22 protein-coding genes and 3 tRNA genes are annotated in these 24,072 nt (G+C 64.5%); 12 read left to right on the top strand and 13 right to left on the bottom strand.

Annotated elements, in window-relative coordinates; translation table 11 throughout:
* Positions 1-12: 12 nt before the first annotated feature.
* The 10 genes from NZ951_07930 to NZ951_07885 form a co-directional block, all read right to left on the bottom strand.
* Positions 13-1,347 (bottom strand): (Fe-S)-binding protein, encoded by a 1,335-nt coding sequence (locus NZ951_07930; GenBank protein MCS7207838.1) that lies wholly within the window; start codon positions 1,345-1,347, stop codon positions 13-15.
* Entirely contained in the window at positions 1,347-2,699 is a 1,353-nt protein-coding gene (locus NZ951_07925; protein ID MCS7207837.1) for an FAD-binding oxidoreductase, read from the bottom strand. Before NZ951_07925 ends, NZ951_07930 begins: the two co-directional genes overlap by 1 nt.
* Entirely contained in the window at positions 2,696-4,102 is a 1,407-nt protein-coding gene (locus NZ951_07920; protein MCS7207836.1) for an SLC13 family permease, read from the bottom strand. Before NZ951_07920 ends, NZ951_07925 begins: the two co-directional genes overlap by 4 nt.
* Positions 4,103-4,105: 3 nt before the next feature.
* Positions 4,106-5,542, bottom strand: a complete 1,437-nt coding sequence (locus NZ951_07915) for an FAD-binding protein (protein MCS7207835.1) — start codon at positions 5,540-5,542, stop codon at positions 4,106-4,108.
* A gap of 12 nt (positions 5,543-5,554) precedes the next feature.
* A complete protein-coding gene (locus tag NZ951_07910) occupies positions 5,555-5,980 on the bottom strand; it encodes a hypothetical protein (protein ID MCS7207834.1) in 426 nt (141 codons plus the stop codon).
* Positions 5,981-6,045: 65 nt separating this feature from the next.
* Entirely contained in the window at positions 6,046-6,735 is a 690-nt protein-coding gene (locus tag NZ951_07905) for a dipeptide/oligopeptide/nickel ABC transporter ATP-binding protein (GenBank protein MCS7207833.1), read from the bottom strand.
* Complete coding sequence (locus NZ951_07900) at positions 6,722-7,663, bottom strand: ABC transporter ATP-binding protein (protein MCS7207832.1); 942 nt, start codon at positions 7,661-7,663, stop codon at positions 6,722-6,724. The genes NZ951_07905 and NZ951_07900 overlap by 14 nt, the downstream gene beginning before the upstream one ends.
* A 3-nt stretch (positions 7,664-7,666) precedes the next feature.
* Entirely contained in the window at positions 7,667-8,563 is an 897-nt protein-coding gene (locus tag NZ951_07895; protein ID MCS7207831.1) for an ABC transporter permease, read from the bottom strand.
* Positions 8,560-9,525, bottom strand: coding sequence for an ABC transporter permease (locus NZ951_07890; GenBank protein MCS7207830.1), 966 nt, complete (start codon positions 9,523-9,525; stop codon positions 8,560-8,562). The genes NZ951_07895 and NZ951_07890 overlap by 4 nt, the downstream gene beginning before the upstream one ends.
* Positions 9,522-11,183 carry an ABC transporter substrate-binding protein gene (locus tag NZ951_07885; GenBank protein MCS7207829.1) on the bottom strand — a complete coding sequence of 554 codons (1,662 nt, stop codon included), beginning with the start codon at positions 11,181-11,183 and terminating at the stop codon, positions 9,522-9,524. Before NZ951_07885 ends, NZ951_07890 begins: the two co-directional genes overlap by 4 nt.
* A gap of 366 nt (positions 11,184-11,549) precedes the next feature.
* Here NZ951_07885 and NZ951_07880 point away from each other — a divergent pair.
* The 10 genes from NZ951_07880 (at position 11,550) to NZ951_07835 (ending at position 19,856) form a co-directional block, all read left to right on the top strand.
* A tRNA-Arg gene (locus NZ951_07880) sits at positions 11,550-11,627 on the top strand.
* Between the two features lie 8 nt (positions 11,628-11,635).
* Positions 11,636-11,711: transfer RNA gene (locus NZ951_07875), tRNA-Pro, on the top strand.
* Between the two features lie 20 nt (positions 11,712-11,731).
* On the top strand, positions 11,732-12,349 hold the full coding sequence (lepB, locus tag NZ951_07870; GenBank protein ID MCS7207828.1) for a signal peptidase I: 618 nt from the start codon (positions 11,732-11,734) through the stop codon (positions 12,347-12,349).
* Between the two features lie 48 nt (positions 12,350-12,397).
* Positions 12,398-12,471 (top strand) — tRNA-Lys (locus NZ951_07865).
* Positions 12,472-12,499: 28 nt separating this feature from the next.
* On the top strand, positions 12,500-15,223 hold the full coding sequence (gene secA, locus NZ951_07860; protein MCS7207827.1) for a preprotein translocase subunit SecA: 2,724 nt from the start codon (positions 12,500-12,502) through the stop codon (positions 15,221-15,223).
* Positions 15,224-15,297: 74 nt separating this feature from the next.
* Positions 15,298-17,043 carry a DNA polymerase/3'-5' exonuclease PolX gene (gene polX, locus NZ951_07855; protein ID MCS7207826.1) on the top strand — a complete coding sequence of 582 codons (1,746 nt, stop codon included), beginning with the start codon at positions 15,298-15,300 and terminating at the stop codon, positions 17,041-17,043.
* The gene (locus NZ951_07850) at positions 17,013-17,738 is read left to right on the top strand and encodes a hypothetical protein (protein MCS7207825.1); all 726 of its coding nucleotides are present in this window, start codon (positions 17,013-17,015) and stop codon (positions 17,736-17,738) included. Before polX ends, NZ951_07850 begins: the two co-directional genes overlap by 31 nt.
* A 195-nt stretch (positions 17,739-17,933) precedes the next feature.
* Complete coding sequence (locus NZ951_07845) at positions 17,934-18,599, top strand: TlpA family protein disulfide reductase (protein MCS7207824.1); 666 nt, start codon at positions 17,934-17,936, stop codon at positions 18,597-18,599.
* Positions 18,596-18,931: a DUF971 domain-containing protein gene (locus tag NZ951_07840; GenBank protein ID MCS7207823.1), complete on the top strand. Its 336-nt coding sequence runs from the start codon at positions 18,596-18,598 to the stop codon at positions 18,929-18,931. Before NZ951_07845 ends, NZ951_07840 begins: the two co-directional genes overlap by 4 nt.
* Positions 18,932-18,935: 4 nt before the next feature.
* A complete protein-coding gene (locus NZ951_07835) occupies positions 18,936-19,856 on the top strand; it encodes an alpha/beta hydrolase (GenBank protein ID MCS7207822.1) in 921 nt (306 codons plus the stop codon).
* On the opposite strand, the gene NZ951_07830 is transcribed toward NZ951_07835, so the two are convergent.
* Positions 19,849-21,042 (bottom strand): CoA transferase, encoded by a 1,194-nt coding sequence (locus NZ951_07830; GenBank protein ID MCS7207821.1) that lies wholly within the window; start codon positions 21,040-21,042, stop codon positions 19,849-19,851. The two genes, NZ951_07835 and NZ951_07830, sit on opposite strands and share 8 nt — an antisense overlap.
* 604 nt (positions 21,043-21,646) lie before the next feature.
* Positions 21,647-21,964 carry a 30S ribosomal protein S20 gene (rpsT, locus tag NZ951_07825; GenBank protein MCS7207820.1) on the bottom strand — a complete coding sequence of 106 codons (318 nt, stop codon included), beginning with the start codon at positions 21,962-21,964 and terminating at the stop codon, positions 21,647-21,649.
* A gap of 179 nt (positions 21,965-22,143) precedes the next feature.
* On the opposite strand from rpsT, the gene NZ951_07820 reads away from it, so the two are divergent.
* A complete protein-coding gene (locus tag NZ951_07820; GenBank protein MCS7207819.1) occupies positions 22,144-22,602 on the top strand; it encodes a hypothetical protein in 459 nt (152 codons plus the stop codon).
* A gap of 128 nt (positions 22,603-22,730) precedes the next feature.
* On the opposite strand, the gene NZ951_07815 is transcribed toward NZ951_07820, so the two are convergent.
* The gene (locus tag NZ951_07815; protein ID MCS7207818.1) at positions 22,731-22,964 is read right to left on the bottom strand and encodes an AAA family ATPase; all 234 of its coding nucleotides are present in this window, start codon (positions 22,962-22,964) and stop codon (positions 22,731-22,733) included.
* A gap of 154 nt (positions 22,965-23,118) precedes the next feature.
* Here NZ951_07815 and rbsK point away from each other — a divergent pair, with 154 nt between their 5' ends.
* The gene (gene rbsK / locus NZ951_07810; GenBank protein MCS7207817.1) at positions 23,119-24,057 is read left to right on the top strand and encodes a ribokinase; all 939 of its coding nucleotides are present in this window, start codon (positions 23,119-23,121) and stop codon (positions 24,055-24,057) included.
* The last annotated feature ends 15 nt before the right edge of the window (positions 24,058-24,072 follow it).

Raw genomic sequence — 24,072 nt, 5'->3', positions numbered from 1 at the left:
GGGGAGTCCCGATTAGGATGCCCCCTCTGCCTCCCGCTGGTAGGCCTCGTCCAGCAGGTCTATCACATACGCCACGCGCAGGGGCAAGCGCCGGCGTTGCACACTCGCCTCCAGTTGCAGGGCACAGCCTGGGTTGGCCGTGGCCAAAACCTGGGCGCCGGTGGAGAGAGCGTCCCGCAGTTTATCCTCGGCCAGACGCTCCGACATCTCCCTTTGGAAGATTTGATAACTCCCCGCCGCCCCACAGCACTTGGCGGGGGTATGCATCTCTACCAAGCGCAGACCGGGGATGGAGCGTAAGAGACGGCGCGGGGCCTGGGAGATGCGTTGGGCGTGGGCCAGGTGGCAGGGCTCCTGATAGGTAACCGTTATCTCCCAGGGGGCTTGAGGAGGTGTGAAGGACGAGGACACCAGAAACTCGTGGATATCCTTGACCTTTGTGCTAAACTCGCGCGCCTGCGTGGCAAAGCGGGAGTCGTCCTTCAGCAGGTGGCCGTACTCCTTCATAGTGGAGCCACACCCCGCCGACGCCACAATGATAGCATCGGGCTGGGTTTCCAGGAAGGCTTGGATATTGTGCCGAGCCAAATTGCGCCCCTCTTCCAACCGCCCGCTGTGCACATGGAGCGCCCCACAGCACACCTGGGACCGGGGCACCACCACCTCCCAGCCATTGTGGGTCAGCACCCGCACGCACGCCCGCATGGTGGCGGCGTGCACCAGAGGCATCACACACCCCGAAAGAAGCGCCACACGCCCGCGCGGCGTGCCCCGCGGGGCATACACCTGCCCCCGCGCCGAAAAGAAATGGCTGGGCAGGGGAGGCAACAGGCTGTCCATTCTGTGAAGCAGGGGAAAGGGCCGCAGAAGTCCCGTTCTGCGCACCACCCCCTGCACCCCCAGACGTTGGTACCACCGCAACAGCCGCATCCCCAGGCGCAATCGCCCGGGATAGGGTAGGAGGTGCCGAAACACTAAGCCCTCCCCCCAACGCACCCACAGCGGCGGGGGCAAATGCCTCAAGACCTGGGCACGGGTGTGTTCAATGAGCCGTCCGTAGGGCACGCCCGAAGGGCACACCGCCTCACACGCTCGGCAGGCAAGGCAGAGATCCCAATGGCGCACCACCTCCCGCGTCAACGCCAACCGCCCCTCATACACCGCCCGCATCAGGGCGATGCGCCCGCGCGGCGATTCGGTCTCCAGACCCGTTTCCAGATAGGTGGGACACGCCGTGAGGCACAGCCCACAGTGCACACAGGTATACAAGTCCTTTTCGGCTGGGGCGTCGGGGCCCACAAACCCCTGCACCACAGAGCGCTCCCGCACGGAACCGGCTTGGCCCATCAGATGCCCCCCACAAAACGCCCCGCATTGAGCACCCCCTTGGGGTCGAACTGGGCCTTCAGGGCACGGTGCAGGCCCAGCGTCTCAGGGGCTACATCCCACGGGTCTAGTAAGCGCTTCACCTCCACGGGCGCGCGCTCCACCACCATGCGCCCCCCCAACCCGTGCACCCGCTCCCGCAGTCGCCCCAGTGCCGACGCCACATCCTGCGCGTTTTCCCCCGCGGGGCTGACGGGCCAAAACACCCGCACCACTCCTATACTGGCATGGATGGCAACGGCGGGGCGCGTTCCCCTATCCTGTTCCCCACTTTCCAGCAGCTGGAGCACCTCCACTACTTGGCGGGGCAGGCAGGAGATGCGCACGCCCAAGGGAGGATAGGGCTCCCCCCATCCCCAGCTAGCCACCCCGCGCCACAAGGCCCGCCCCTGCTCCCCCTTCAGCACCTCCACTGCCCCCCCCGCAACCCCAAAGCGCTCACACACGGCTAAGGCCTCCCGCTCCTGGCGCGCCACCGCCGACGGCGGACCCCCAAACCGCACCAGGAGCCAGAACACCTTTTCGCCCTGGGGAGCCAAGGGCGTTGCAGGGGCAGGCACCATCGCCCACGCCGAATCGGTGAGCACCTCCATCGCCATCGGGGCCAGCCCTATGCGCACCGTCTCCAGCCCTGCCCCCACAGCCCCCTCGGCCGACGGGAAGGCCGCCACCACCGTGCGCTCCTCCTTGGGCAGAGGAGCCACCTTGAAAGTAGCCTCGGTTATCACGGCCAACGTGCCCAACGAGCCCGTGTAGAGGCGGTGCATCTCAAAGCCCGTAACATTTTTGACCACCTGCCCCCCGCTCTTCGTGCGGGTGCCGTCGGCGTGCACCACCCCCATCCCAATGACCAAATCCCGCGGCAGACCATATCCCGCGCACAGGGGGCCATAGGTCGCCGAGGCCATGGTTCCTCCGATGGTTGCCCTGTGAGGCAAGGGGGGGTCTAGGGGCAAAAACTGCCCTTCCCGCCCCAGCACTTTCTGCAGGTGCTCCAAAGTAACGCCTGCTCCCACCCGCACCGTCAAGTTGGCAGGGGAATGCTCCAGAGGCTGGTGCAAGCCCGTCAAGTCCAAAGCCACCTCATACGCACGGGGTATCCCCCCCAAGTCCATACGGGTGCCCCCTCCCCAGGGCACCACTGCCGCCCCCTCCTGATGTGCCAGTGCCAGCACCTGGGCCACCTCCTCCACCGTGCGAGGGCGCACCGCCAACCGAGGCACAAGGCCGTCCACGGCGAACCCCCTGAGACGCTCCCCTGAGTGGAGAAGGGAGGGGTTCAAACGCCGGGCGAGGGACGTGGGAGCGCTCAACGGGCCTCCCAGCGGAGGGCCATGTATACCGTTATTATAGCGATGCCCATCAGGTTCATCCACCACCCCACCCGTGCCATTTGGGGCAACGTGAAATAGCCTGTGCCGAACACGATGGCGTTGGGAGGTGTGCCGACCGGCAACATGAAGGCCAACGAGGCTGCAAAGGTTACGGCGATCATCAGAGGGAACGGCTCCACCCCCAACGCCACGGCCATGCTCCCCACCACCGGCAAGGTGATACTGGCGATGGCTGTGTTAGACGCCAACTCCGTGGCAAACACTATAGCCGCCACCACAATCCCCAAGATCAGCACGGGCGGAAGCCCGCCCAACACCGTCAGCCGCTGAGCAAGCCAGGTATCCAGCCCTGTGGCGCTAAAGGCATGGGCCAACGCCAGCCCACCCCCCAATAACAGCACCACATCCCACGGCAAAGCCTTGATCGCCTCCCCTGTGAGCAAACGGCCCCCCGGCCGCGCCGGGAGCAAAAAAAGCGTTATGCCCCCCGCCATAGCAATCCAGGCATCGGTAACGGCCGGCCAGCGCCCGCCCCAAGCGGGACGGGTCATCCACAGTAGGGCTACAGTGAGAAACACCCCCAACACCAGCACCTGCTCCCGCGTCCACGCCCCCGGTGCAAGAGCACTGGGCATCGTCTGCGAAACTTGCGTACCTTTCGTGCCGACGCGGGCATAGACGAAGGCTAAGTATAGCCACGCCCCCAGCCACATCAACAGCGCCAGGGGCAAACCGTAGGACATCCACTCCAAAAACGACACCTCCCGCCCCACCAGAGAGCGATAGGCTCCGGCGAAAATGAGGTTGGGGGCGGTGCCCACCAGGGTACCAATCCCCCCAATGGTGGCCGAATAGGCCACCCCCAGGAGCAGAGCCGTCCCGAAGCGCCCCCCCTTCGGTTCCCCATACGCCGACAGGATACTGGTCGCCACCGGCAAGACCAGCATGGCCGTCGCGGTGTTGCTGATCCACCCCGACAAAGAGGCGGTAACGAACATCACCCCACCCAGCACCAACCAGGGACGCCCCCCCGTGCGGGCGAGAACCACTGCAGCGAACCGCCGGTGCAACCCCCACCGCTCAATGGCCGAGGCAACCAGGAAGCCCCCCAACAAAAGGAAGATGGCCGAGTCGGCATACTGAGCCGCTAGCCCCCCGAAGGATACCGCCCCCAGCACCGGCAATACCACCAGGGGGAGAAGGGCGGTAACGGCCAGAGGAGCCGCCTCCATCAGCCACCACACCGCCATCCACACCGTCAGAGCCGCCACTACCCTAGCCTTCCACTCCAAACCCGTAGGGGCTAAGAGCAGAACAGCACCGAATAATAAGGGCCCGAGGATAAGGGCCATACCCTGCCGGCTGGGCCAGCGGGGGCGCATAGGCTACACGACAGCGTCGGCGGGCAGGCGTGTCCTGGGGCGGAAGTCGCCAGGCGGCTTCCCCTGGGGAAACACCTTCCCAGGGTTCAGGAACCCCGCACTCCCAAAGGCGTGGAGCAGTTTGGCCATGGCCGCCATATCCTCCTGAGTGAAGTACAGGGGCATATACTCCTGCTTCTCGATGCCCACGCCGTGCTCCCCCGACAGGGCACCCCCCATTTCCACACACATCTTGAGGATAGCCCCGCCCGCTTCCTTGGCCCGGCGCAGTTGGTCGGGGTCCCGCTCGTCAAACAGGATGCACGGATGCAGGTTACCGTCGCCCGCGTGGAACACATTGGCGATGGGAAGGCGGTAAAACTCCGCAATGGCCCGGATACGCTGGAGGGCCTCCACGATGCGCGTGCGCGGCACCACCCCGTCCAGCAGCAGATAGTTGGGCGCCAAACGCCCCAGCGCCCCCAAAGCACCTTTGCGCCCGGCCCACAGGCGCTCCCTTTCCTCGGGGCGGTCGGCCGAACGCACCTCCACAGCCCCCATCTCGCGGCAGATGGCCTCCACCTGGGCACCCTGCTCTGCGACCGCCTCCCGCAAGCCCTCCACCTCCACCAGGAGCACTGCCCCCGCCTGCTTGGGATACCCTGCGTGGACAGCCGGCTCCACCGCCTCAATGGTCAAACGGTCCAACATCTCCAAAGCCGCCGGCACCATCCCACTGGCGATGATGGCCGAGACAGCGGCGCTGGCCTGGTCAATCTCCGTAAACACCGCCAGCAGGGTCTTCACCGCCTCCGGCAGGGGCAAAAGGCGCACTACCACCTTCGTGACCACTACCAACATCCCCTCGGAGCCGATCACCACACCCCGCAGGTCGTAGCCAACGCTGTGGCGATGTTTGCCCCCCACCCACACCAGGGAGCCGTCGGCCAACACGGCCTCCATCCCCAGCACATGGTTGGTGGTAACCCCGTACGCCAAACAGTGGGGGCCGCCGGCGTTCTCTGCCACATTCCCGCCGATGGTGCACGCCTTCTGGCTAGAAGGGTCGGGGGCATAGTAGAGGCCGTAGGCCTGCACGGCCTTACTAATGTCCAAATTGGCCACCCCCGGCTCCACCACGGCGAGCATGTTGTCGGGGTCAATCTCCAGAATGCGGTTCAGGCGTGCCAGGGAGAGCACCACCGCCCCTTGCAGAGGCACCGCTCCCCCCGATAGCCCTGTGCCGGCCCCCCGAGGCACCAATGCCCAGCCTGCCTCCCGCACCGTCCGCACTACCTGGGCTGTCTCCTCCGCCGAACCGGGGAGCACCACCAAACCCGGCACGGAGCGGTCCACCGAGCCGTCGTACTCATACACCAGAAGGGCCTCGGGGGTGTCCAGGACATACCGCTGCCCCACAATACGGCGTAAGGCAGAGGCTAACGCAGCCCGTGAGTGCATGGAGACCTTCCCCTAGGAGGATGGCGGTGCGAAGGGGCGACGCCGACGCAGGGCATCGCGTAGACGCGCCCACCAGGGACGGAAGAGATGGGTGGCCACCTCCTGCCCGTAAGGGGTTAGACGCACCCGATACACACCTGTGGGAGGTGCCGGAGCATACTCCACCAACCCTCGACTCCTCATCGTGCGCAACAGGGAGAGGATATGCCCCCGCTTCTGCGTGGCGTAGACCGCCATCTCCATCTCGGCGGGGATAATCAAATCGGCCTCAAACGCCAGGTCCCGTTCATCCAGTCCCTTCTCCCGGACCTCGGGGCGGGAGGGGTCATGGTGAGCACGCAGGAGGGCGAAAAGGATATTCTGAATCTCCTCCTCCCGCTTGCGGGCGGCTCGGCGGTCTTGGCGACTGACCTTATCCATCCCACGCCAGCATAGCACGGAGCGCCCCCGCCCGTAAAGGGAGCGGCCCCGCGGCACAACCCCCAAGCGCTCCGCCCCCTAGACTAGGAAAGGGGCATAGTTTTCCCCTTCTCCAAACGGACGGCGCGCGTGCACCAATAGTGCACCAGCACCGTATCGTGGCTGATAAGCAGCACCCCCATCGGCCGTTGCGCCTGCTCCTGGGCGATGGTAGCCAACAGCGCCGCCTGCGTGGACACATCCAGCATAGAACTGATTTCGTCGCAGATCAGGTAACGGGGGTGCACAATCAACGCCCGGGCCAAGCACGCCCTCTGCAACTGCCCCTCGGACACTTCATGGGGATAGCGCTCCAGCAGTTCCGGGGTCAAACCCACCCGTTCCCGCCACTCCTCCAGTATCGCGTGCCGCTCGGCCGGCCGACGGGGGAGCAGACCGTGTATCGCCAACGGCTCCAGGATGATCTCCCACAGACGCATGCGGGGGTCAGTAGACAAGCGGGGCGACTGCCACATCAACTGCACCTGCCGGCGCAGGTGCTTGGGGGCATCCACACCCCATCGGCTCACCACCTCCCCATCCACGGACACCCGCCCCCGGTCCGGACGGAGCACCAGGCTCAGGATTTGCGCCAAGGTGGACTTACCCGACCCACTGCGCCCCACGACCCCTACCCTCTCCCCCGGCGCCAGGGTCAACGACGCCTCCTCCAGGGCCACCACCCGGGCACGCCCCGAGCCATACCATTTGGCAACGCCTTCAGCCACTAGCATACAGGACACACCGCACAGCACCCCTATCCATTGGGAGGGGCAGAAGGGGTGGCACCTCTCGGCTACACCGCTCCGTGCGATGGGAACAGCGGGGGGCAAAGGGGCATCCTTGCGGAAGGTGCGTCAGTTCCGGGGGGAAACCGGGGATGGGGATGCCTCCACGTTCCGGCAGAGCCTGCAAGAGGCCCCGTCCATAAGGATGGGCCGGCCCGGCAAAAAAGGCGGGCGTGTCTCGCAGCTCCACGATATAACTGGCGTAAATCAGCGCCACCCGGGTGCCCAGCCTTTGAGCCAAACGCAGATCGTGGGTAATGACCAACACCGCCGCCCCCTGCTCCGCCATGCGCCGCAGGGAGCTGGCAGTAACCTCCACCAGATCCGCGTCCAACCCGAAGGTCGGCTCGTCGGCGATGACCACCGCCGGTTTCCCCACCCACGCCAAAGCGTTCACCACCCGCTGTTGCATCCCGCCTGACAAATGGTGGGGATAGCGATCCCAGATCTGTTCGAGGGGCAAGTCCAGCTCCTGCAACGCCGCAGCAAGGCGGGCGCGGGCCGTCTGGGCGTCCAAGCCCTTGCCCCGCGCTAACTCCATCAGCAGAGGCCCCACACGGCGCACCGGGTTCAGAGCCGCGCCGGCGCTTTGCGGAATCAAAGCCATGCGCCGTGCCCGCACAGCGCGCATCCGAGATTCGGGTAGGTCAAAAAGGGAGATCCCCTCCAGCACCACCTTCCCCGTAACCACGCTATTGCGGGGCAAAAGGCGCATTAAAGCGTGAGCCAGCACCGTCTTCCCACTGCCGCTTTCCCCCAGAATAACCAACACCTCGCCCCTCTCTACGCGGAAGTGGGCATCGGTGAGGGCGTGCACCAACCCCCGCGGCGTGCGGAAGCGCACCGTCAGGCCCTCCACCTCCAGCACAGCCATCCCTTACAACTCCAACTCGGAGCGCCAGCGGGGGTTGTGCCGGTCGCGCCAATACTCCCCCACCACCCCTATGGCCATGGACACCAGAAACAGGGCCAACCCGGGGAAGACGGTGGTCCACCAGGCCCCCACTAACAGAGTGCGCCGGCTGTCGGCCAGAATGTTACCCAGAGACGCTTGGTGCGGCGAAAGGCCCACCCCCAAAAAGGAGAGGGCCGACTCGTGAAACACAGCATGGGGAACCAGGAGCACAAACCCCAGCACCAGAGCAGGGAGCAGATGGGGAATGTAGTGCCGGCGCGCCAGGTGAAGCCTCCCTGCTCCATTCTGCACGGCTGCGCGGATAAACAGGCGCTCCCGTAGCGACAGCAGCTCCCCTCGCACGATACGGGCCAAAGTCGTCCAGTGGGTCAACCCCACCGACAGGAGCACCGCCCCCATGGGCCCAAAAGCGGGACGAAACAACACCGCCAAAATGATGCCGAATAGCAGGTGATTCTGGGAGGCGAACATATCCAAAAAGCGCATCAACACCGCATCCACCCGTCCCCCCAGGGTGCCCGCCGTGATACCCACCACACCCCCAATGCCCAACGCCACCAACGATGCCAGCACGCCCACGAGGAACGACACCCGCAACCCATGCAACACCCTGGCCAACACATCGCGCCCTAAGTCATCGGTGCCTAAGGGGTGAGCCCAGGTAGGTGGGCGGAGGGACTTCTGGAAATCCACGGTGTAACTATCCAGGGGGCGCACCACATCGGCCAGGGCTGTGGCCAGCCCCAACACCACCAACACCCCCATAGCCACGGTGGCGCTCCACGGCAGGCGCCGCACCACCGTGCGCGTCAGCGACCAACGGGTAGCTGTCCGCAGCGCGCCCACCCAGGTGCTCACAGCCGTCCCTCCCGCACCCTGGGATCCAACACCCGATAGGCCACGTCCGCCAACAAGTTCCCCATCACCACCAAGAAAGACGCCCCCAAGGTGATAGCCATCAGGAGCGGAATGTCCACCCCCAGAGCCGCATCACGGGTGAGCGTCCCCAATCCTGGCCACGCAAAGATGCTCTCCACCAGCACCGTTCCCCCCAGAATTTCGCTCAGGTGCACCCCAATCAGGGTAACAAAGGGGATGAGGGCATTAGGCAAAGCGTGCCGGAACACAATGGCGAGCCAGGATTTGCCGTGCGCTTGGGCGAAGCGGATGTAGTCCTCCCGCAGGAGATCCAGCACCGTGTTGCGGACGAACATGGTAAACCACGCCTGCTGGGTGAAGGCCAGGGACAGCATGGGGAGCACCAGTCGGCGCAGGTCGATCCGCCCCCCCTCCGCAGCGCGGGGATCCGCTATCCCCGCTCCCGGCAACCACCCAAGCTGAACCGAGAAGACGAGGAGGAAGAGCAAAGCAATCCAAAAGGAGGGGGAGGCGATGCTAAAATGGCACACCGCGCGCACCAGCCAGTCAAACCAACTGTCGCGGTAGGCGGCGGCCAGGGTGCCGACCACCAAACCCCCCACCAGCACCAGGCCCAAAGCACTCCCCACGAGCAGCGCCGAAGGCCCTATCCGCTCCCGAATGATCTGCGCAACGGGTTTCCCCCCCTGAAGGCGGGAGTAGCCCAAATCCCCCTGCACGACACGCCCCAGCCAGCCCAGCATCTGTGCCGCTAAGGGCTTGTCCAAGCCCCAGGCGCGGGCGATCTCCTCCCGCGTCTGGCGGCTAATGGGCGTTTCATTGCCCACATACGCCGCAATGGGGTCAAAAGGAGACACGGCGGCGATGAGGAAAGTGGTTACTGCCACCCCCGCCAGAACCAGCGGGAGCACCAGCAGGCGCCGCAGAATAAGGGCTATCATCGCTCAATCCGCCAACTCTCCAGGTTCCAACTCATCCCACGCGAGAACCCGTGGGCATGCCCCTCCCGCTGGATTTGCACATTGGTGATCTTGCTGGTGGTAACCACGATGGGGGTCAAATAGACCGTGAACAGCCAGTGGCCGTCCTCCTGGATGAGGCGTTGCAAGCGGGAATAGGCCTCCAAACGCCGGCGCTGGTCATACTCCCGGCGCCCCTCATCCAGAGCCCGATCTATCTCGGGGTTGATGATGCGGGCAGGGTTGGTAAAGGGGGCGTCATCGTAGGCGTAGATGGAATGGAACAGACGGTAGATCTCCAGATCAGGGTCATAGGGCTGGCCCCACCCGAACACATTGCCTGCCTTCCCAAACCGCTCCCGAATGGCGGTCCATCCCAACCCCTCCACCTGCACATCCACCCCGATGCGCTGCAGGTCGGAGCGGATAGCCAGAGCAATGTCGCGGCGCACGCTATCGTGAGCGGGATGCATCAAGGTAAAGGTCAGACGGCGCCCATCCTTCTGCATAAAGCCGTCGGGCCCCGGCGTCCATCCCGCCTCCTGCAGGAGGCGCTTGGCCCCTTCAGGGTCGTAAGGGATAACAGGAGGGGGCGCACCGGCGATGAAAGGCCCATAGGCGGGTTCCCCTGCACCCAACAGCACCCCGTCCACAATGGCCTGTCGGTTCACCGCCATGGAGAGGGCACGGCGCACACGGGGGTCTTTGAGGTTGGGCTCATCATAGGGGAGCACGGCGACACGGGCGTCAGCACTGGGGATGCGGTAGACCCGGAAGCGGGGGTTATTCTGGAAGGTCGCTGCCAAGCGTGGGGGCAGGCCCGCCACATCCACAGTGCCCGCCAGCAATTGGGCCGCCCGCGCATTCTCGTCGTTAATGAACACAAAGATCAGGCGGGCGATGCCCACAGGGCCACCGTGGTAGTCGGGATTGGCCTCCATCACGATGCGCTCACCAGCCCGCCACTCCTTGAACACATAGGGGCCCGTGCCCACGGGTTGGCGGTTGAAGGCGGCCGTGTTCAGGTCCTGCCCCTCCAACAGGTGCTTGGGAACAATGCCCACATACAGTTTGTGGAGGAAAGCGGCATCGGGACGCTTGAGGTGGAACCGCACCGTCACACTGTCCACCGCCTGCACATCCTCCAGCACATTGGCCAAGTCGAAGCGATCCCGCAGGGTGCTGGCCACCTTGGGATCTGCCAGAGCGCGCCAGGTGAACACCACATCCTCAGCCGTGAGGGGATGGCCGTCGTGGAAGCGCACGCCCGGCTTCAAGCGCACGGTAACGGTGCGCCCATCGGCGCTTATCTCGGGCATCTGGGCCGCAAGGTCCGGCACCAGTTGGAGGTTCTGGTCATACTTCACCAACCCGTTGAAGGACTTCCAGTTGCCAGCGTAAAAGTCCATAAAGATGGGGTTGAGGTTTTGCGGCTCATCGGTGAGGGCGATGACGATCTCCCCAGAGGGGGCAGGACGCGCCGGGGTGGGGGTAGCCGCCGGAGGAGTCTGGGGAGGCTGGGCGACGGGGGCTGCGGGGCGCGGCGGTTGCGGGGTGGGCGTGGGCGCAGCCCGTTGGGGTGCACACCCCACCAGCACCCATAGAAGGGTCACCAGCACGATAATAGCCGTTCGGCGCATAGCCAAACCTCCTCACTCGGTAGGCCGTTCATCGCATGATATAGAGGGCAGTGCAATTTTGCAACTCATTGCACATACATATCTTTGCACAACTTATCTTATGGAAAACACCTCTTCACCAAATACCGTGGCCTGATCCCTGTCTGAAGATGCTATTCGGAGGGGAGATCCCTGATATATTCGGGAATTGTGCGTTCGTGGCGCTTGTTCAAGGAGGCCAGCACGACGGCGCATGTCTTTCGCCTCAAGGGGTTAGGGCAAGGGGGGGTTCCACGATGCGCCGTGGGCACGGCCAGCCCCATCTCTCCCCTTTCGGAAAGGACATCCTTGTGGGCTTTTGGGGTCTGTGCTATACTGCAAACGCACGCCCCTGTAGCTCAGCATGGATAGAGCACCGGCCTCCGGAGCCGGGTGTCGCGCGTTCAAGTCGCGCCAGGGGCGCCACTTTGTTGCGGGGCGTAGCGCAGCGGCCAGCGCGCCAGGTTTGGGACCTGGAGGTCGCCGGTTCAATCCCGGCCGCCCCGACCAGGCCCACAGGAGCCTTGCGCATGCGCCGCTTCCTGCGGGAGACCCTCCAAACCCTCGTGCTGGCAGGCATCGTGTTCCTGCTCCTGCAGAGCACCCTCCAAAACTTCCGTGTGGAGGGCTCGAGCATGGAGCCGACCCTGAAGCACGGGGAGTATCTGGTGGTAAATAAGGCCCGCTACCTGCGCATACCCATCGGGCGCCTGTTCGGCTGGCTCCCGTTTGTTCCCCTGTCCCCCCAGGCCGTGTGGGAGCCCTTCCGTGGGCCCCGCCCGGGCGATGTGGTGGTATTCCACTACCCCCGTGACCCCCAACGGGACTTCGTCAAGCGAGTGGTGGCCGGCCCAGGGGATAAGGTGGAAATCCGCTCTGGCATTGTCTTTGTCAACGACCGCCCCCTACACGAGCCGTACATCAAGAACCCCGGCACCTTTACAATGAACCCGCTCTATCTGCGGGCGGACGAATACTTCGTCCTGGGCGACAACCGCCCCTTAAGCAACGACTCCCGTTCCTGGGGACCTTTGCACCGGCGCTATATCATCGGCAAGGCGTGGATCACCTACTGGCCCCTCTCCCGCATAGGGCTGATCAGTGTGCTGGTGCCCCGCGGAGTCAGCACCCGCTTTCACCCCTCCTGACCCTGGGCGGGACGGGGACGACCCCTATGGTAGAATAAAAAGGGGCGCGCCCCGTTAGCTCAGCCCGGCAGAGCACCGGACTTTTAATCCGGGTGTCCTGGGTTCGAATCCCAGACGGGGCAGGGGTCAACCCCGAAAAGAGTAACACCCATGCTCAAAGCCTTTACGCGTCTGTTCGGCGACCCCCACCAGCGGGCCGTCAAAGCCCTCTGGCCCCTGGTGGAGCGCATCAATGCCTTGGAGCCCCGCTTCCAGGGCCTGTCCGACGCCGACCTGCGCGCCCAGGGGGACCTGTTCCGCCAGCGCCACGCCCAGGGCGAAAGCCTGGATGACCTCCTCCCCGAAGTGTTCGCCGCCGTGCGGGAAGCTGCCCGCCGCACCATCGGCCTGCGCCACTATGATGTGCAACTTCTGGGCGGCATCGTTCTCCATCAGGGCAAAATCGCCGAAATGAAGACCGGCGAGGGCAAAACTTTGGTAGCCACCCTGCCCGTCGCCCTGAACGCCCTCACCGGCAAAGGCGTGCATGTCGTTACCGTCAACGACTACCTGGCCCGCCGCGACGCCCAGTGGATGGGCCCCGTCTACCGCGCCCTAGGCTTCACCGTTGGATGCCTCCAGCACGAGGCGGCCTATCTATACGACCCCACCTACACCACCGACAACCTCTCCCTGCGCCACCTGCGCCCCGTCTCCCGCCGTGAGGCCTACCAGGCCGACATCACCTACGGCACCAACCACGAGTTCGGCTTTGACTACCTGCGGGACAACATGGCCATTGACCTCTCCCAAGTGGTCCAGCGGGGCCTGCACTACGCCATCGTGGACGAGGTGGACTACATCCTCATCGATGAGGCCCGCACCCCCCTCATTATCAGCGGGCCGGCCCAGGAATCCACCCAACTCTACTACCAGATGGCCCGCCTTGTCCCCCGCCTTGTGCCCGGAGAGGACTACACCACCGACGAAAAGCACCGCACCGTTACCCTCACCGAGGCCGGCATCGCCAAGATGGAGCGGTGGCTGAATGTGGGCAACCTCTACGAGCCAGGCAACTATGCCCTCACCCACTACATCGAGAACGCCTTGCGCGCCCTGGTGTTTTACAAACGTGACAGGGACTATGTCGTGAAGGATGGCCAGGTTGTCATTGTGGACGAGTTCACCGGCCGCCTCATGGAGGGGCGGCGCTGGGCCGACGGCTTGCACCAGGCCGTGGAGGCCAAAGAAGGCCTCAAGGTCCAGCAGGAAACCATCACCTACGCCACTATCACCCTCCAGAACTACTTCCGCCTATACGAGAAGCTGGCGGGCATGACGGGCACCGCTGCCACCGAGGCCGAGGAACTCTACAAGATTTACAAACTGGATGTGGTCGTCATCCCCACTCATAAGCCTATGATTCGCCAGGACCTCCCCGACCTGGTGTTCAAGACCGAGAAGGCCAAGTGGGAGGCGGTAGTGCGGGAGATTGAAACCCTCCACAAGTTGGGGCGTCCCATCCTGGTAGGCACCACCTCTATAGAGAACTCCGAGAAACTGAGCGCCATGCTCCGTGCGCGGGGCATTCCCCACCAGGTGCTCAACGCCAAGCATCACGAGCGGGAGGCACAGATCATCGCCCAGGCGGGGCGCACCGGGGCGGTAACGGTGGCCACCAATATGGCGGGACGGGGCACCGACATCATCCTGGGCGGCAACCCCGAGGGCCTCCTGGCCGAAGCGCTGCGCAAGCACGGCTACACCCTGGACAACGCCCCACCCGCTATTGTGGAGAAGACCAAGGCCGAGGTCATGGCCCGCTGGCAGGAGGAGCACGACAAGGTGGTGGCCCTGGGGGGCTTGCACGTCATCGGCACCGAAAAACACGAGGCCCGCCGCATTGACAACCAATTGCGGGGGCGCGCCGGACGCCAGGGCGACCCCGGCTCCTCCCGCTTCTACGTCTCCCTGGAGGACGACCTCCTGCGCCGCTTTGGGGGCGAGCGCATTAAAAGCCTTATGAACTGGGCAGGTCTCCCCGAAGATCAGCCCATTGAGAGCAGGATGGTCAGCAAGGCCATTGAGAACGCCCAGGTGAAAGTGGAGGCCTATAACTTTGAAATCCGTAAATACCTTGTGGAATACGACGATGTGGTCAATAAGCATCGGGATGTCATTTATAGCGAACGGCGCAAGATTCTCAGCGGGGCCGATCTCAAGGCCAACGTGCTGGGGATGGTAGAGCAGGAGCTACGGGAGGTCTGTGCGCTCCACTTACCCGGTAAGGACCCTGACCAGTGGGACCTGGACGCCCTGGTGCGGGATGTGCGCACCTTCTTCCCCCTACCCCCCGAACTGCAGAAGGAGGCTTTGGCCCCCCTGAGCCGCGAGGAGATAGAGGGGCGCATCCTGGACTATGCCCGTCGTCTCTACGAGGCACGCGAGCAGGCCATCGGCTCCGAGCCTATGCGCCTCCTGGAGCGTTTGGTGCTCCTGCGCACCATAGACAGCCATTGGGTGGTGCACCTCACGGCCATGGAAAACCTCCGCCAGGGTATCGGCCTGTATGCCTATGGCCAGCGGGACCCCCTGGTGGCCTTCAAGACCGAGGGGCACCAGATGTTCCAGAACCTCCTGGCCCGTATCCGCCACGATGTGGCCCGCTCCATCTACCACTACACCATCACCATAGAGCGCCAGCCCACCCCCGGGCGTGCCCCCGCCCCCGCCAGACCCAGCCCCGCCAGAGCAGTGCCCCCCAGCCCCATGGCCCGTCTGCACAGTAACCGCCCCCAAGAGCCGGTAACGGTGGGGGGCAAGGTGGGGCGCAATGACCCCTGCCCCTGCGGCTCCGGGAAGAAATACAAGAAATGCCACGGTGCGGCGGCATGAGCGGGCGTCTCCCGGATCGCCACCACACGGGCACCAGCCGGTGAGTATGGGCGCCGCTTGCGGAGAGGAAGGCTATGCCCTGGACCAACGACGCCATCGCCCGCCTCTTTGAGAACATGGCTGGCCTCCTGGAACTGAAGGGGGAGAATGTGTTCAAAATCCGCGCCTACCAGAGGGCGGCGCGCGCCATTGAACAGCACCCCGAACCTTTGGAGCTGTTGGTGAAAGAGGGGCGCGAAGAGGACCTGCGCGCTATCCCCGGCGTGGGCGAAGCCATCGCCAGTAAAATCGTGGAGTTGGTGCAGACGGGGAAGGTGCAAGCCTACGAGCAACTCAAGGCCCAGTTCCCCCCAGGGGTTCTTACCCTGATGGAAATTCCCGGCATCGGCCCCAAGACCGCTCTGCGCCTGGTGCAGGAACTGGGGGTGCAGACCTTGGAGGACCTGGAACAAGCCATCCTGGATGGGCGCGTCGCCTCCTTGCCCCGCCTGGGGCCGAAAAGCGCTGAGAACATCCTCAAAGCCCTCCAGGCCACCCGCAGGAAGGAGACACGCATCCCCCTGGGCCAAGCCCTCCCGGTGGCCGAGGCGGTTGTCTACGCCCTCAAGGAGCGCCTCCCCTCTATCACGGAGGCTCTCCCTGTGGGGAGCATACGCCGCTGGCGGGACACGGTGGGCGACATTGACATTATGGTAGTGGCCCCCCAGAGCCAAGAGGTCATAGACACCTTCGTGCGCCTGCCCCTAGTGGCCCAGGTTCTGGCTCACGGCCCGAAGAAGGGCAGTGTCCTGGTGCATCAGGGCCTTCAAGTAGACCTACGGGTGGTGGATGCCGACGCCTTCGGCTCCATGCTTCAATATTTCACCGGCTCCAAACAGCACAACATCCTCCTGCGGGACTACGCTAACCGCAAGGGCCTCTCCCTGAGTGAGTACGGCATCACCGACCTCAAGAGTGGCCATCTGGAGAAGTTCCCCACCGAGGAGGGTTTTTACGCCCGTTTGGGGCTCCCGTGGATTCCCCCGGAACTGCGGGAGGGGCTGATGGAGATAGAGCGGGCGGAGCAGGGCACCCTCCCTCACCTGGTACGCCTGGAAGACATCAAGGGGGATCTCCAGATGCACACCGATTGGAGTGACGGTCAGGCGAGCGCCGAGGCGATGGTGGCGACGGCTAAGGCCCTGGGCTATGAGTACATCGCCATCACCGACCACTCCCAGGGTTTAGGGGTGGCACGGGGCCTCACCCCCGAACGCCTCGCCGAGCAGAAGCGCCTCTTGCAGGCCCTAGAGGTGCGCTATGGCATCCGCGTGTTCCACGGTGCAGAAGTGGATATCCGGGCTGATGGAAGCCTAGACCTGCCCGACGAGGCTCTGGCACAGTTGGACCTGGTCGTGGCATCGGTGCACACCAGCCTCCAACAGCCCCGGGAGAAGATGACCCAAAGGGTTATTCGAGCCTTGCGCAACCCCTATGTTACCATCCTTGGCCACCCCACCAGTCGCCTCCTGGGCGAGCGGGAGCCGATAGATATTGACTTGGAAGCGGTTTTCCGTGCGGCCTTGCAAACGGGGGTGGCCCTGGAAATCAATGCCAGCCCCCAGCGCCTGGATCTCAAGGATACGCACATCTTCCGGGCGCGCGAGGTAGGCATCCCCCTGGTGATTAGCACCGATGCCCATAGCACTGAAGGCCTACGGGCTATGCGCTTCGGGGTGGGTCAGGCGCGGCGGGGCTGGTGCGAGGCGTCGGCTATCCTAAACACCCGCCCCCTACGGGATCTGGAGCAATGGCTGACCCAACGCCGTCGGGCTTCTTAACCCCAGTGCCTGAACCAAGCGACCTCCCACTGGACCACCCGGGGCGGGAGGCCATCCTGCATTTCGGGCGCTCCCTAAGGGCAGGTCAGGAATGGATTGCGGCGCTCCTTGAGGCGATGGGGTTGTGGCCCCTGACCGAAGAGATGGTGGGACGCCAGCGGTGGCGGTACCTTATTGCAGGGGAGGCCCTGGACTGGCCCCTCTTGGCCTGTCGGCTGTGCTCCGCCATGAACGGCCACGTGCCCCAAGAGGAGAAGGAGTCGGTGATGCGGGGCTTTTTCCCCCGCCCCGTCTCGGAGGGGGAACTGCGACGGGCTCTGGGCGTAGAGAAGTTCCGTGCCTACCTGAACTTCTGGTATGGAGTGCAGGTCGAGCAGGCCCTGCAAGCGGCCGAGGAGGCCCAGGTGCGCAAGGAGATAGTGGTCAGTGGCCGTCGGCCTGGGGCAAGGGTGCGAGAGGAGGCTTTCGCTCGCCTGTATGGGGAACCGTACTCGGTTTTGCGGGCGCGCTTCTGTCAGGAGCGGGGCTGGCCGCCGGGGCAACCCTTCTCCCGCGCTGAAGCCCACGAGTTCACCTATCGCCTCTTTCAGCGTCGCGTGGCCACCTCGGTCCCCGAGCGAGCCGCAAGCGACACGCGCCGCGGCCTGGAGCACCTGGCCCGCATCCAAGCCACCCACCTCCGCCGCTGGGCCTAACCGCCCCACCTTTACCAAAACTTAACTGAACCGCTACCAGGTTTTTACTGAATCATCCTTGTATCTTTTCCTGCCCCCTTGTAGCGTGGGAATTGTTTCCCTTGCACATCCCCTTGCCCTCCTCCCAGGCGAGCACTCCCGCTGGGCAAAGCCACCCCCAGGGGGTATCATGAGAACGCCGAACTGATTGGGCCTATGGTGCGGTGGTCGCTGGCCGTCGTGGTCCTACTGGCGCTGGTCATGGCATGCCGAGGGGTGGCCTCTCCCCCTCCCCCGCCCACGCCGTACCCCACACCTACTCCAGTTCCGACCCCTACCTCCCAGTCCACACCCTTCGCCCCTCCTCCCCAACCTTCCCCCTTCGCTCCTCCGCCCATGCCCTTGGAATCCCTTCCCCGAGTCATCCCCGGCTCCACCGGCATCGCCTCGCCCGACCAGCGCATCCCTGCGCCCGATTTCCCCCTGACCCTCTTCAGCGGGCAGCAGACCACCCTCTCCACCTTACGGGGGCACATCGTGGTGCTCAACTTCTGGGCCTCGTGGTGCCCTCCCTGCCGTTCGGAGATGCCCCAGTTTGAGCGGGCGTGGCAAACGTGGCAAGGACAGGGCGTTGCCATCCTGGGAGTGGCGACGGGCGATCGTCCCGCCGAGGCTTTGGCCTTTGCCCAGCAGGTCGGCGTTACCTACCCCTTGGGACTGGACGCCGATGGCCGTATCGCTGTAGCCTATAGAGTAACGACTTTGCCCACAACCTATTTTTTAGACCGCGAAGGACGCATCGCCCGGCGCATTGTGGGTTATGTCAATGAAGGGTATCTGCGCTTTGTGCTGACCTCCCTCATACAGGAGACACCCCCGTGAGCTCGATACCGTCGCCCACTCCCCGGAAGGTCGTCATCACCCCTGAAGGGGTGGCGCTGGAATGGGACGATGGCCACACCAGCCTTTATCCCCATCGCTACCTGCGCCTGCACTGTCGGTGCGCCGGATGTGTGGGCGAATGGCCCGCCAAGCGCCAATTGGATGAGGCATCCGTGCCCCCCTGGGTGGAGACCCTGGACTATCTGGAAGTCGGGCGGTATGCCCTGCAGTTCCTATTCAGTGATGGACACGCCACCGGCATCTACCCCTTCCGCGTTTTGCGGGAGGTCTGCCCGTGCCCCGTGTGCCAGAAAACAAAAAGGGAGGGATGATCCTGTGAGCGACGCCACCTTTGGCCTCCCCTTGCTGGAGGCAGCCCGCCGCGCCGGGGTAACCATTGCCGACCCCCACCGGCAGCCCACCGACCGCTGGATAGACCTGCGAGGCCTGCGCTTCCATTACCTAGACTGGGGCGGAGAGGGCCTCCCTGTGATGCTGTGCCTGCACGGCGTGGCCCAAAACGCCCATATGTGGGACTTCACCGCCTTGGCCTTGTGCACCCGCTACCGCATTCTCGCCCTGGACCAGCGGGGGCACGGCGATACCTCTTGGGCACCCGACGGTGATTACTCCCTGGACGCCTTTGTGGCCGACCTGGACGCCTTCGTCAACGCCCTGGATCTGCGGGATATTACCCTGGTAGGCCTCTCTATGGGGGGGCGCAACGCCTTCGTCTATGCGGCCCGCTACCCCCAGCGGGTGCGTACCCTCGTAGTGGCCGACACGGGCCCCGAGGTCAACCGCGCCGGCACCGACCGTATCGGGCGGTTTATGGCGTCCGCGGATGTGTTGGACAGTTTTGACGCCTTCGTGGAGCGCACCAAGCGCTATAACCCCCTGCGCCCCGAGTGGTTGATCCGGGGGAGCCTACGCCACAACCTGAAGCAACTCCCCGACGGGCGCTGGACCTGGAAATATGACCCCGCTCTGCGCGACCCCACCCAGCGCATCCGCCGCATGGCACCCAGCGACACCCTATGGGAGGCGTGGCGCGCCCTGCGCTGCCCCGTCCTGTTAGTGCGGGGCGCGGAGAGCGATGTGCTGGCACCCCACACCGCCCAGGAGATGGCCAAAGCCTTACCCCACTGTCAACTGGTTACCATTCCCCAGGCAGGACATCTAGTTCCCGGCGACAATCCCCCCGCCTGGGAGCAGGCCCTCACCGCCTTCTTGACCCAGCGGGACGCCCCTACATAACGGCCTTACACTGCCGTAGGGCCTCGATCTCCTGGGGCGAGAAACCCGCCTCCTCCAGCACCTCCTGGGTATGCTGGCCCAAAGTGGGGGCGGGGCGGCGGATACGTCCCGGCGTCAAAGAGAACTTGACCGGCACCCCAATGTGGGGCACAGGCCCCGCAGTGGGATGCTCCACCTCCACCAGCATCTGGCGGGCCTGCACATGGGGGTCTTTGTATACCTCTTCAAGGGTGTAAATAGGACCACATGGGACTTCAGCGGCGTCCAGCACTGCCAGCCAGTGGGAAACGGGGCGGGTGGCGAAGGTGCGCTCCAGTTCCTGCTGCAGAGCCTGCAGGTGACGTATGCGCCCTGCGCCGTCGGCGAATCGGGGGTCCTCCAGCAGGTCGGGGCGTCCAATGGCCTGGCAGAGGCGACGCCAGTTGGCCTGGTTGCCCGCCCCGATGGTGAAGTACTTCCCGTCGCTCCCCCGAAAGGCCTGATACGGTGCCGACAGGCGGTGGGCCGACCCCATCGGCCGCGGCGGCCGCCCTGTAGCCATGTACTCCGCCGTCTCCCAGAAGGTCAGAGCGATGCCCGACTCCAAAAGCGAGACATCCAGATACTGCCCCTGGCCCGTCTTCTGGCGATAGATGTAGGCCGCCAGGATACTCTGGGCAGCATACATCCCCGCCACCAGGTCGCAGACGGGCACCCCCACCTTGACAGGTGGACCCTCGGGGGTGCCCGTTACCGACATTAGCCCGCTCATCCCCTGGGCGATAAGGTCGTACCCCCCGCGATAGGCGTACGGGCCCGTTTGTCCAAAACCCGATATGGAGCAGTAGATGATGTCGGGCTTCACCCTGCGGACGGCCTCATAGTCCAGGCCCAAGTCTTTCATTGTGCCGGGGCGGTAGTTCTCCACCACCACATCCGCCCTCTGGGCCAGGCGCAGGGCGACCTTACGCCCCTCGGGATGCTTCAAATCCACACAGATACCCCGCTTGTTGCGGTTGATCAGCAGGAAAGGCAGGGACTCCCCCCTCCACCGCACGGCGCCCCGCCGATTCTCCTCCCCCTCGGGGGGACGCTCCACCTTCACCACATCGGCCCCCAGGTCGCCTAACAGCAGGGTGCAAAAGGGCCCCGCCATCACTTGCGTGAAGTCCAGCACCCGCATACCCTGCAGTGGCAGGTCGCTCATTACTCCCCCCCTTCTCGCTCAGTAGGTACGCCGATTATAACGACGGCAAATGGCCTTGCCCAGATGCCTGCGTCCGAATGCTCCCTCAGCGGGTAGCCCAAGCCTGTTTCGCTCCCGCAAAGTGGGATAACACGGTCTACAAAGGCACATCCTACCAAGGTGCAGGTGCCGCAGCGCTCCACGCCAAGAATAGGCGACAGCATAACGAACCACGGCGCGCCCCCTCCTCCAGCAGGACAGGCCTGGCCCACTGCCAAGAGATATAGAGGGTGACAGCGCTCCCGGGGTGAGCTGGGGGAAGGGTAAAAGTGTCCTCCTGGGTATCCACAGCCCATAGGGTTAGGGTTTGGGGACCCGCGGCCCCCTCCTGCCACCCCTCTCCCAGCACCATTCGGGGGCGCACCTCAACCCCCAACTTGGTGCGAGCACACCGTGCTATGGCCCCTTCCACACTTTCCCCCGGATGCAGGGTTACCGCGGGGAGCCCCCAAATACCCGGTAACTCCCTTTCCCACGGCGGGCGCTGGACGGCCACCACCTGGCCGGGATGGGACGGGTGGAAAAGGGCAAGGGCAAGGCTGCGCTTCACCCGTGTCCCTACCGGTTAGGCGGCACTGCGACTTTTCAAGGCGTTCAAAGCGGTCTGTAAGCGCGATTTGTAGCGTGCCGCCGTGTTGCGATGAATGACGCCCTTTTGGGCAGCCCAATCGGCCACCCGTTGGGCCTCCCGCACCGCTGTCTCGGCTTGGGCTAAGTTACCGCTGGCCAGGGCTTGGCGTGCCTTGCGAATGAAGGTGCGGAACCGACTGCGGATAGGACGATGACGCAAACGGCGCCGCTCCGCCTTCTCTGCGGCCCGCTGGGCGCTTGTGCGCTTCTTCTTCGCACGCTGCTGCGCCTGAGGGGTTGGCTCTGTGGTCAACGGTTGCCCTCCCGTCACGATAGGTGTCTGCACCCATGATAGCGTAAATCCCCTGGTGGAGTTGCCCCCAAATAGCGCCCCTCAAACCGTCTAGGGGAGAGGCGGCGGCAACTGATGGCATCCCCCCTGTAGGGGACACCAATCCCCTGGTTAGGGTGAAAGGGAAAAAGGAGGCGGATATGCAATCGTCGCCAACCATTCCTACGCTTCCCCTCGGCAAGTTCCTGGTAGGAGCCATTCTCCTTGCAATGGTGGCCTCCACCGTTACCATCTATGCCATCCAAAACCCGGGGAGCGTTCAATGGCCCCCCGGCTCGCCTCGGCACACCGCAGCCCCCCCGCGTGCTGACATCCCTTTGCACGCCGATGTGGTGGGATGGGTATTGGGGCCGGGCAACCGAGTCAAAGGGCTGGTGATCGCTTGGAGCCCTCCCGCCCAGTCGGCATACGCCTTGCGCATACACCTGAAGGATGAAGCGGGTGCCCTTCTCGCCTCGGCGTCCTGTAAAGTGGGGGCATCGCACGGGCAGGGACGCCAGGACACCGTCGTCTTCCCCTTCGGTCCTCCTCGCCACACCGTCAGCCAGGTGGTCATCAGCATCGTGGAGACGGCTCCCGGCCCCACCACCTGCTCCTAAGGGCATGAGGATGTGCCGTTCCCTCCTGGGAGGTGCACCCTTTAACCCCTTGTCCACGGCGGTTCCCACTGCCTGGGCTCCTTAAGGGTCGAGGTGTAGCTTCCCCAGCGGACGCCCACACGCCGCGGTCAACAGCTGTATGGCCACGTGAGGGAAAGCACTGTTCCCGCGGGGATCGGTTTAAGCGACGATGGGTCCCGGCTGAACCACCACCTCCCCCAGGCGGTGATGGGAGATGCCCATCCTTCACAGGTCGCAGGCGTGAGGTCGGGGGTGAACCCTATGCGCGTCAAAGCGCACCCTAACACCCGGGCCAGGGCTTGCGCTAAAATCCCTTTGCCTTTGCCGGGCACATCCTGAATCTGACTATGGCCTTGGCACCACGCTCCTTATCATGGCCGATGCCTACGCCACCTGTGCAAGCCTTGCCTTCTGTCCCGTGTCGCCCCTGATTGCCGTATCCCTTGTCAGCATGCACGCGCGGGTTACCATGAGGGAAGCGCAGGAGGAGAGCCGATGTCCACTCCCCGTGTGCTGGTGATCGGCGGCATCAATATGGACCTGGTGGTGGTAACACCCCGCTTCCCGGCGCCGGGGGAGACAGTGGTGGGGGAGCGCTTCTTCATCACCCCGGGTGGCAAAGGGGCAAACCAGGCGGTGGCCTGCGCCCGCTTGGGAGCACGCTGTAGTTTAGTAGGGCGTGTGGGCAACGACACCTTTGGACAGGATCTTCTGGCCAGCCTGAACGCCAACGGCGTGCACATTGAGGGGGTGGGGCAGGACGACCTGGCTCCCTCGGGGGTGGCCTTTATTGAGGTAGACGCCACCGGCCAAAACCGCATCGTGCAGGTGGTGGGGGCCAACGGGCGCTGTGGGATGGAGGAGACTATGAAGGCCCAGCGCCTCCTGCGTCAGGCCAATGCCCTCCTCTTCCCTCTGGAGGTGTCACCCCTCCTCCTGCTGGAGGTGGCTCGCACGGGGCGGGAGCAGGGGGTGCTGGTGGTGTTCAATCCCGCACCCGTCAAACCTTTCCCCGAGGCCCTGTATCGCCTCGCCCATTACATCGTCCCCAACGAAACGGAGGCATCCGCCCTCGTCGGCCACCCCGTGAACGATGTGGACAGCGTGCGCCGCGCTGCGGCAACGCTGCTGGGAAGGGGATGCCAAGGGGTCATCATCACTTTAGGCGAACGGGGTGCCTTCTACAAGACTGCTGATGCCGAAGCCCTGGTGCCCGCCTTCCCGGTGAAAGCAGTGGACACCGTCGGTGCAGGGGACGCCTTCTGCGGGGCGCTAACGGTCGCCCTAGCCGAGGGGATGCCCTTGCCGGAGGCCGTCCGTTTCGCTAACGCTGCGGGGGCAGTGGCCGTTACCAAGCCCGGTGCCCAGACCGCCATGCCCACCCGCGAGGAGGTAGAGCACTTGCTCCGCTCCTTCACCCCTCGCCCAGGGTGAGGGCGCACCTTCCAG

It is taken from the genome of Dehalococcoidia bacterium, from assembly GCA_025060295.1.
Lineage (GTDB): Bacteria > Chloroflexota > Dehalococcoidia > Lucifugimonadales > HRBIN23 > HRBIN23.
Note: the sequence above shows the minus strand (reverse complement) of the source record. Positions and strands in the feature narration are given on the sequence as shown.